Consider the following 9,364-nt stretch of genomic DNA (forward strand, 5'->3'; position numbering starts at 1 on the left):
TTAAATTTGTGACTTATGTCTTGTTTTATCGATATGAGGATGAAGTCTTTATGTATTTGTATTATTTTATAGCTATCGCTGAGGTCGGTATATCTCTAACCTGAGGTTAATATGAACACAACAACACAGCCAGTTTTATTTACCCATGAAGAACTAACTGATTTACAACAAGAAATTGGTAGTTCGTCATTAATGGGGAAAACTATCGCGAAGCTACAGGCAGAACTTGATGCTTATATGCTAATGCTGATAGATGTCCCTGGGCACGGTGAAGCTGGAGGTTATGAGCACAATAAACATAAGCAAAATTACCAATACATAAACTTAGCTGGTCGTTTGTTCTTGATCACCGAAGATGAGAAATATGCAAAGTTTGCGGCTTCTCTTCTTACAGAGTATGCAGACAAGTATCTGAAGTTTGGTTTCCACATTCAGCGTAATACCAATCCACCAGGTCGTATTTTTCACCAGCTTCTGAATGAACATATGTGGCTCATGTATGCAAGTTTAGGTTATTCCTGTATTAGCGATTGGCTATCTGAGACAGAACGTCGTCACATTATCGATAATTTATTTAAACCGATGCTTGAAATGTCGACGGTTAAATATGGTCATGACTTTGACCGTATCCATAATCATGGTATTTGGGCTGTGGCTGCTGTTGGTATTTGCGCCATAGCAATTGGTGAACGTAAGTACCTTGATATGTCAGTATTTGGGTTAAACGGTGATGGTGAGTCTCGTGGCTTTTTAGCTCAAATATCACAGCTATTTTCGCCTTCTGGCTACTATATAGAAGGGCCTTATTACCACCGTTTTGCTATTCGTCCATTAGCGGTTTTTGCTGAAGTACTTCACCGCCACATGCCAGAGTTAGACATTTATAACTATAAAGGGCAGGTCATTAAGCAAACAACTCAAGCTTTGCTGTCAACAGCGTACCCAAATGGCCAGTTTCCAGCGCTTAATGATTCATCGCACACTATGGGTATAACCGATATGGGTGTGGTGGTTGCTGCAAGCATGTACTTTAAGCGCTACGGTTTCGATAAAAACGTGCTTGGTATGGCTGATATTCAGCAACAAGTATGGTTGAACGCCTGTGGTCTTGAGTTATCTCGCTCTCACCAAGCTGAAGAAAATGTAGAGCTTCCATTTTGGCCAAGTGTTGAGCTGAATGAAGGTGCTCAAGGGGACTGCGGTGCTCAAGGCTTTTTACGAATGCAAGGTAAAGACAAAGACATAAGCCAGCTTGTGATGAACTATGGCCAGCATGGGATGGGGCATGGCCACTTTGATACTTTGGGTATTACGTTTTTTAACCGTGGCCAAGAAGTACTACGCGAGTATGGCTTTGCTCGATGGGTAAATATAGAGCCTAAATTTGGCGGCCGTTACCTTGATGAAAACAAGACCTACGCGCGCCAAACTATCAACCACAATGCAGTTACGGTTGACGAGCAATGCCAGAACAATTTTGAGGTGGATCGTGCTGATAGTGCACACGGGGCGCCACATTTCTTTATTGGCGAAGGTGTAGAACTACAGGCGATGAGTGCGTTTGCTAATGATCATTACCCTGATACGGATATGCAGCGTACTGTGATGATGCTAAAAACTGACTCACTAGAAAACCCATTGCTTATCGATCTTTATCGCTTAACCAGCGAAAAAGCACATCAATATGATTATTCGCACCAGTACCAAGGTCAGATCATACGTACCAATTTTGACTATAAAACGAATACTGAGCTGCATCCACTTGGCGATAATTACGGTTACCAGCACCTATGGAACCTTGCTCGCGGCGAAATACAAGATAGTGCACTGATTAGCTGGCTACAGGGTAACAGCTACTACACATGGCTTGGTACAAGCGCAACTACAGACAGCGAAGTGATTTTCACCCAAACGGGTGCAAATGATCCGCAATTCAATTTACGCCATGAAACAAGTTTTCTTATGCGTACAACAGGCAAAGACATACTTTTTGCTTCTGCATTAGAAACGCATGGCTATTTCAACGAAGCCGTTGAAGCGTCAGTAGATGCTCGCGGTAAGCTTCATAACATTGAAGTGATTGGTCACAACGAGATTGGTTCAGTGGTTCGGATTACTGGTGAAAGTATTTGTTTGACAGTGATGGCCAGCAACCTGCCGGATGTAACAAAGACGACTGAGCACCAAATTGAAATTAACAACACAACTTATAGCTGGAAAGGATTCCTTGCTGTGAAGCAGGAGACGAAATAATGACATACCAACCTCTATTAATTAGCTTTGATGAAGCTGCAATTCTTCGCGAAGATCTTGGTAAAGATACGCTAATGGGCAAAGCGCTTGCTCGTGATATTGAATTACTAGAAACGTACATGGCAACAGCAGGTATTGAAGTACCTGGACATGGTGAAGGTGGAGGCTATGAGCATAATCGCCATAAGCAAAACTATATTCACATGGACATTGCTGGTCGTTTATTTTTGATCACAGAAAACCAAGCGTACCGTGATTATATTCGTAACATGCTAGTTGCGTACGCTGAAGTGTACCCAAAACTTGAGTTGAACGTTAGCCTTGATAGTAACCACCCAGGCCGTATCTTTCACCAAACACTGAATGAAAACATGTGGATGCTATATTCATCATGTGCATACAGCTGTATTCATCACACACTATCTGACGATGAGCGTCGCTTGATCGAAGATGATCTGTTCCAGATCATGGCTGATATGTTTGTAGACACTTACGCCCACGATTTCGATATCATCCACAACCATGGCTTATGGGCTGTCGCTGGTGTGGGTATCTGTGGCTATGCAATTCAAAATCAAGACATCGTCGATAAAGCACTTTATGGTCTGAAAGGTGATAGCGTGAGTGGTGGCTTCCTGGCTCAGCTTTCTCAGCTGTTCTCGCCAGATGGCTACTACATGGAAGGTCCTTACTACCACCGCTTCTCTTTACGCCCAATTCAATTGTTCGCCGAGACAATTGAGCGTCGTCAACCGGAAGTGGGTATTTTTGCACATAAAGACGGTGTAATTAAAACAACGAGCTATTCGGTTATGTCAACGGCATTCCCTGATGGTACGCTACCTGCCTTGAACGACTCATCAAAAACGATGGACATCAATGATGAAGGCGTATTGATTAGCACAAGTGCGTGTTTTGGCCGTTACGAAGAAGACGCGAACCTATTGGCGATGGCTGCTCACCAGAAAGACGTATGGGTGCATATTTCTGGTAAGAAACTGTCTGACGCGGTAGCGAAAGAAGCATCTATTCCAGCATTTAACTGGGGGAGTTTGTTTGTTACTGATGGCCCTGATGGCGACAAGGGTGGCCTGACTATCTTGCGTCACCGTGATAGCAAAAATGAAGACACCATGGCACTGCTATGGTTCGGCCAACACGGTTCTGATCACCAGTACCACTCTGCGCTAGATCACGGCCACTACGATGGCTTGCATCTAAGCATATTCAACAAAGGCCATGAAACGCTTCACGACTACGGCTTTGGCCGTTGGGTGAACATCGAGCCTAAGTTTGGTGGTCGTTACATTCCTGAGAACAAGAGCTACTGTAAGCAGACTATTGCACACAACACCGTGGTTGTTGATCGTAAGACTCAAAACGAGTTCAATACTGCAATGGCGGAATCGCGTAACGGCGAGCTGCATTTCTTCAAAACTGACAATGAAGACTTTCAGGGTATGAGCGGCATCGTGCGTGAATATTACGCGGGTGTTGATATGCAGCGCAGCGTATTATTGGCGAAAATTGATGGTATCGAGAACCCACTGGTTATCGACCTATACCGACTGATCACTGAAGACGAGCATGAGTATGACTTCCCTGTTCACCATAAGGGTCAGATCATCCGTACCGATTTTGATTACCAAGGTAATGCTAGCCTAAAGCCAATGGGTGAAAGCGATGGTTATCAGCATATCTGGCAGGTAGCGCAAGGCGAAGTGTCTGGCAGTACGCTGGTTAGCTGGCTGCATGACAACAGTTACTATAGCTTGGTGAGCTCGACGGGAACTAATGGTGAAGTGATCTTCGGTCGTCTTGGTGCGAACGATCCTGACTTTAACCTACGCTCTGAGCCAATGTTCGTACTACGCCAGAAAGCGAAATCTCATCTGTTTGCAAACGTGTTAGAAACACACGGTTACTTTAACGAAGCTGTTGAGGCATCGGTTGATGCTCGCGGTAAAGTGACGAGTGTTGAAGTGGTTGGTATGGATGATGTTGCTTCAGTTGTTCGCTTGAAACTGGTTGATGGTCAGGTACTGACTTATGCGGTTTCTAACCAAACTGGTGGTAAACAGAATGAAAAACACAGTGTGACGTTTGAAGGTGAAACCTTTACGTGGGATGGCCCATACGCACAACTGTAATTGATTGAAAATAAATAAGCCGGGTTTACCCCGGCTTTTTGCGTTTCTGATTTTTGAAAAGTAATGGAGAATTATGCAAACCTTAGATTTGTTGGTTGTATCTGGATACTTTGTTTTTATATTAATAGCAGCTTTGATTTTTAAACGTTTTTCACGTAGCTCTTCTGGCTTTATCCGTGGCGGTGGTGCCATGATGTGGTGGATGGCTGGCGCGACAGCGTTTATGACTCAATTCTCAGCATGGACATTTACAGGTGCAGCAGCAAAAGCGTTTGAAGATGGCTTGCCGGTGTTGTTCATTTTTTGGGGTAATGCCATCGGATTCTTTGTCGCGGCATGGTTTTTTGCGGCTCGATACCGGAAGTTGCGAGTCGACACTGCAATGGAGGTGATCCGCTTACGCTTTGGTAAGGCTTCAGAGCAAATATACACTTGGCTTCAGTTTCCGCTAACGACACTTTCAGCTGCAATTTGGTTAAACGGCCTAGCTATTTTCGTCGCAGCTGTATTTAGTATTGATCTTAAAGTAACGATTATCGGGGTAGGGGTTATTGTTACGCTAATATCCGTCAGCGGTGGCTCGTGGACAGTATCGGCAACCAACGTTATTCAGCTTATCTTATTAATGTCTATCACCTTGATTGTCGGCGCTTATGCACTGTTCTCTTCAGGAGGGCCAATTCAGTTAGCCAGTGATTTCCCGGCAGAGAGCATTATGGGTAACAATATAAGCTATTGGCAGGTTTTCCTGTTATGGGTTGTGATAATTATGACCAAGCAGACTATTAGTACCAATAATGCAATGTCTTGCTATCGCTTCTTGGTGACAATTAATGAAAGGGAGGCGCGTAAAGCCGCATTTGTCACGGGCATTCTATTCGTTATAGGGCCTGTAATGTGGTTTATTCCGCCTTGGGTCACTGCCACTACAGGGGTAGACTTATCAACGATTTATCCAAATTTAGGTAATGATGCAAATAACGCTGCTTATTTATATTTTATCGAACATTATATGCCCGCTGGCGTGTTAGGTTTGGTACTGGCGGCGATGATAGCAGCTACTATTGCTCCGTTAACAACCGCATTGAATCGGAATGCCGGGATCTTTGTGCGAAATGTTTATCAATCGGTGATTAACCCACAGGCGACAGATCAGCAGCAGATGTTTGTTGGCAAGTTAAGTACGGTGCTTAATGGTGCACTGGCTGTTTTAGCGGCGTTATTTTTTGCATCAATGCAGGAATATAGCTTTTTTGATTTGATGATGCTGTTTGGTGCACTGCTTCAAATTCCTTTAGCTATTCCAGCTTTACTGGCCGTTGTTGTTACTCGAACACCAGATTGGTCTGGTTGGGCGACATTATTGGTTGGTTTGGGCGTTTCATGTTTCATGCAATTCGCGTTTGATCCTAATTGGCTCCTGCCGCTATTTGATGCGGAAAGCTTTACTACTCGAGAAATCATTGATCTTACAGTCGTTGTTGCTGTACTGGCACAAGTCATTATTACTGGTGGATTCTTCGTGCTGACTGCTCTTTTTTATAAAGAAGAAGGACTTGATAAACACCGACTAAATGAATTGAATCAGCTGTGTGAAAATATGAATACGCCAATCCAGGCTGCAGAGCAAGCGAGTGTTGATTATCGTCAAGGCACCTACCTTGGGTGGTTAACAAAAGGGCTTGGTATTGCGGTTATGGCCATGGCATTGCTACCTAATGATATGTTTGACAGGGGCGCATTCGTGTTCATTGGCGGTTTGATTCTTCTATCAGGCTTTGGTTTGAAGCATCGCCCAAAAATAGCGGAAGCACAGACATAAACTTGGCGCTGCATTGTTAAACGACGAGCTCTTACAAATAAATTGCCTTATTGTAATACAAGTAATGTGGTTGTATAATACGTATATCAATCAAAAGCGACACGAATTCACGCTTTCAAACAATCGTTAATGTGCTTTGCTATTCATGTTTTCGTTGGTAATTCTTGTTGTTGTGGAGCCAATGAGCGAAGAATAGCCATTGAACGTTTAAGCTGGCACTTTAAGCGAGTCGGATCTGTGTGAAAAGGTAGTCATCGACTATCTATAATTAAAAACGCCTGGTCTTCCAGGCTTTTTTTTATCCATACTACGGTGGTAGTAAAGCTTTCCTATTGCAGAACCAATTAATCCCGTTACATCTTTCGATAAAGCTGGGATAATCACGCACGATTTTATGATTTGAAGTATTGGGATTATATCTATGCGCGCATTTGTATTAAGAGCAAGATCAGCTCCAACAGAGAGTGAAGCGTTTCTTGCTGGCGTTGGCCAAAGTGCTCACACTGAAATTTTGGCCCACACATTGATGAATACAATCTTTGTTGCGCAGTCACATCGAAGTGATGTCGAAGTCTATTTGGTATTAGAAAGCACGAAAGACTATTCGAGAACTATCCGTTTTAGTGCTAATGAACTTACTGAAATTAATGGCTTTCACGAACAAGCATGGTTTGACAAGATAACCAAAGCACTTGATGCTTCTAAGTTCATGGGTAAGGAACAAGAACTGAATGTTGAGCCCGGTATAAGTATTCGTACTATTAGTTTCGAAGCATTGGTAAAAGAACTCGCCGAAGACTATCAGCTCTATATGATGGACAAGAAGGGAGATTCAATTCGAGATATTGAATTCGCTGCAAACTCTTGCTTCTTACTGACTGATCATATGCCAATGCCGAAGAAGAGCTATAACAGCTTAAAACGTTTGGGCGCAGAAAAGATAAGCCTAGGCCCTAAAATGCTGTTTGCTTCGCAGTGTGTTGTGTTAATCCATAATGAATTAGACTTAGCCGAATAGCCCTTATTCGCTACATAGAATAAAAAAGGCGCTGAATGATAAATTCAGCGCCTTTTTAGTAAGTTTAAATAATTTAAACTGTTTTTTCTTTAGCAACGTCTGAAGGTAAGCGGTGCTTCTCTTCTTGTAGAAGTTGCTGTGATGCTTGGCGTGCTTTATCGGCATTACCAGCCATGATGGCATCATAGATAGCACGGTGCTCATTGATACACACGCCACCATCTTTTGATGAGTGGTGAATGAAGCTCATGAAAATGGTTGCCAATACATTTCCAAACGGTAAGTAGAAGTCGTTGCCTGTAGATAGGAAAATCAGGCGGTGGAAACGCATATCGACTTCAGCCCAACGGCTTTGATCGAAGCTATCTGCAATTTCAGACATCTGCTGAAATGTTTCTGATAACTCGATACGTTGTTCAGCCGTAGCATGGCGTGCTGCGAGGGCACAGGCTTCAGGTTCAATTGCTTTACGTAGGCCAAGAAATTGGTGGAAGAAGACTTCGGAATTTTGTAATCCATCCATCCACTCAAGTAATTGAGGATCTAAGAAATTCCAATTAATACGGTCAAGTACTTTGGTGCCAATCTTGGGTTTAGATTCCAGCAAGCCTTTTGAAGTAAGTAACTTTACAGCTTCACGTAATGCGGTACGGCTAATACCAAATTGTTCACAGAGGCTCATTTCACCAGGGATCACTTGCCCTTGCTCAAGTTGGCCTGAGAGAATGCGTCGAGCAATTTCACGGGCGACCTGAACATGCAGACTACGCTTGGAACCCGCAATGACGGAAAAACTTGAAGACATGGAAATCCTTGGTTTATCTATTTTATGTATGACTATATGACTACAGTATACCTTTTATCCTTGGCATTCTTGAGACTTTTTTATTCTGATAATAAAAAAGCCGATATTGGTCAGCCTTTTATGCAGGGAAGGGTATGTCAAAGTGTAGATTAACTGTTGTTTGGTAACGATATTTCGCCCGTAATGTGGCTGGAAGCATTTTAAGGGAATAATCTTAGTTTGGTAGCTGTTTTTTCAATGTAATGAACAGCTTATTGGTAAGTTATTACTCATTGAGTAAGTGTTGAGCACACAGACTGCTCACAGAAGAAGGCCACATTACTAAGAAATAGATGTATCTAAGTAATTATTTACTAAATGTCTATCGTATAGACATTTTGAAAAATGTGGCCTTCTCCTATTACTTTAAAACCTATTGACGCTAGGCACTTAACGATTAGAAGCTGTACGTCAGACCAACACGACTACGAAGCTCACGCTCGTCAGTTTGTGAACTCATGCTTACATCACCAAACTCAACGTATGGGCTCCAAGCGCCTGGACGATAGCGAATACTAATGTTGTTTTCGTAGTTAGTATCCTTGCCATCGAATAGGTCGTAACCTTCAGCTTTGTAGTAGTTCATTTCTAAACCGAACTGCCAGTTATCAATTTTATAACCTACGTTACCTGTAAAGCGGTGGCGTTTGTCTGTGCTTTGGCCATCGCTGTATGTTTTAAAGTCATGGCGGTAACGACCACTTAGAGTTAGGCCTTCAACACTTTCAAGCGCATAGGTTGCACGTAACTGAGGTTTATATGAAATGCCGCCTGTTCTACCTTCAATTGGCATACCTGGTTGGATAGTCCAGTTACCTGTTCGGAAACGATAGCCCCAGTCAAACTCAAAGCCATTGTTCTTTAAGTCTTCCATAAACTTACCATCTTCACCTTTGAACTTTAATTCGGCGCTGAAGTATAAATTGTCGATGCTTTCATTAATTTTAACTCGAGTAGCATGATCTCTAGATTTACCTTTGTATTCATGACGTACATCAATAGAAGCAGCGCTAACTTGACCAGCAATAAGTGCCGAACCAACAAGAAGCATTAGGCGAGAGTGTTTAAACATAAGATAGGTGTCCTAATTATTATCCCATATAAAGTAATACAATATTATTGAACTATTTATTGTCTTCATAGTGGCTATCTTTGCTTTTGTGATCACTGTCAGTGTGACTTGGCGCACGCTAAATATTTAAATTCAAATTTATCAGTATGTTGTGTTTATTGTTCTGTTTTTTGATTTATTGATTGGTATATTTGTTGTGTGATTA

General features: G+C 42.5%; 6 protein-coding genes. 4 read left to right on the forward strand and 2 right to left on the reverse strand.

Features of this window, described 5'->3' with window-relative positions; genetic code table 11:
* Positions 1–111: 111 nt before the first annotated feature.
* From L4D09_RS25140 to trmY, 4 genes are all read left to right on the forward strand, one after another.
* Positions 112–2,253, forward strand: coding sequence for a heparinase II/III domain-containing protein (locus L4D09_RS25140; protein WP_428460289.1), 2,142 nt, complete (start codon positions 112–114; stop codon positions 2,251–2,253).
* Positions 2,253–4,403 carry a heparinase II/III domain-containing protein gene (locus L4D09_RS25145; RefSeq protein ID WP_428460290.1) on the forward strand — a complete coding sequence of 717 codons (2,151 nt, stop codon included), beginning with the start codon at positions 2,253–2,255 and terminating at the stop codon, positions 4,401–4,403. Before L4D09_RS25140 ends, L4D09_RS25145 begins: the two co-directional genes overlap by 1 nt.
* Before the next feature lie 73 nt (positions 4,404–4,476).
* The gene (locus L4D09_RS25150) at positions 4,477–6,225 is read left to right on the forward strand and encodes a sodium:solute symporter family transporter (protein WP_428460291.1); all 1,749 of its coding nucleotides are present in this window, start codon (positions 4,477–4,479) and stop codon (positions 6,223–6,225) included.
* 421 nt (positions 6,226–6,646) lie between these two features.
* A complete protein-coding gene (gene trmY, locus L4D09_RS25155; protein WP_428460292.1) occupies positions 6,647–7,243 on the forward strand; it encodes a tRNA (pseudouridine(54)-N(1))-methyltransferase TrmY in 597 nt (198 codons plus the stop codon).
* A gap of 73 nt (positions 7,244–7,316) precedes the next feature.
* On the opposite strand, the gene L4D09_RS25160 is transcribed toward trmY, so the two are convergent.
* Entirely contained in the window at positions 7,317–8,048 is a 732-nt protein-coding gene (locus L4D09_RS25160; protein ID WP_428460293.1) for a FadR/GntR family transcriptional regulator, read from the reverse strand.
* Between the two features lie 436 nt (positions 8,049–8,484).
* Positions 8,485–9,159, reverse strand: a complete 675-nt coding sequence (locus L4D09_RS25165) for an oligogalacturonate-specific porin KdgM family protein (RefSeq protein WP_428460294.1) — start codon at positions 9,157–9,159, stop codon at positions 8,485–8,487.
* Positions 9,160–9,364 lie beyond the last annotated feature (205 nt).

This window comes from Photobacterium makurazakiensis, from assembly GCF_050336715.1.
GTDB lineage: Bacteria > Pseudomonadota > Gammaproteobacteria > Enterobacterales > Vibrionaceae > Photobacterium > Photobacterium makurazakiensis.

What these genes read in the sequence shown, in the direction of transcription:
- trmY (WP_428460292.1), top strand. Translation starts at nt 6,647, where the DNA reads ATGCGCGCATTTGTATTAAGAGCAAGATCAGCTCCAACAGAGAGTGAA.
- L4D09_RS25160 (WP_428460293.1), bottom strand. Translation starts at nt 8,048, where the DNA reads ATGTCTTCAAGTTTTTCCGTCATTGCGGGTTCCAAGCGTAGTCTGCAT.
- L4D09_RS25150 (WP_428460291.1), top strand. Translation starts at nt 4,477, where the DNA reads ATGCAAACCTTAGATTTGTTGGTTGTATCTGGATACTTTGTTTTTATA.
- L4D09_RS25140 (WP_428460289.1), top strand. Translation starts at nt 112, where the DNA reads ATGAACACAACAACACAGCCAGTTTTATTTACCCATGAAGAACTAACT.
- L4D09_RS25165 (WP_428460294.1), bottom strand. Translation starts at nt 9,159, where the DNA reads ATGTTTAAACACTCTCGCCTAATGCTTCTTGTTGGTTCGGCACTTATT.
- L4D09_RS25145 (WP_428460290.1), top strand. Translation starts at nt 2,253, where the DNA reads ATGACATACCAACCTCTATTAATTAGCTTTGATGAAGCTGCAATTCTT.